Here is a 455-nt window from a genome sequence, read left to right as displayed (position 1 = left end):
GGCCGCATGATCACCCTTAACGAGGCGCACGAGGACCACTCACGTGACGTGGAGCGGAAGCCGGCAGTGACGGCTTTTTTCCATCGATCGTGGTGGATAATCTCGGGGCAAGATCGGCGATGCTCTCAGCCGTGATGAAACTGTCGGATGGGAACATCACTAAATCGTCGTCACCGGATGGATTGCGCGCAGATGCGCGGCGGCGGGGGATGTCGCGCCATCATCCCTCTACGACCTGGCGCTCGCACCACAGCGTTGTGCCAACATCCCCGGTGAAAGTCCGCCAGTCGACAAGGCATTTTCCGGGGACGGTCGTGAGGAGCGGTACTGAACTGCACCCCTGTAGTGAGACAGGATAATCAGGGACAGGAGCCCGGCGCTTGAGGCGGCAGGGCGGGTTGATGGGTTAGGGCCAGGTTGCGGGGCTGCTGCGCAGCAGCCCCGCAACCTGGTAA

General features: G+C 62.0%; 1 protein-coding gene. It reads right to left on the bottom strand.

What is annotated here, in order from left to right:
- Window positions 1-220: 220 nt before the first annotated feature.
- Window positions 221-403, bottom strand: a complete 183-nt coding sequence (locus ACZYOF_RS44355) for a DUF2478 domain-containing protein (protein ID WP_463719669.1) — start codon at window positions 401-403, stop codon at window positions 221-223.
- Window positions 404-455: the final 52 nt, after the last annotated feature.

The sequence above is a fragment of the Bradyrhizobium sp. LeoA1Lang genome (genome assembly GCF_055413685.1).
Note: the sequence above shows the minus strand (reverse complement) of the source record. Positions and strands in the feature narration are given on the sequence as shown.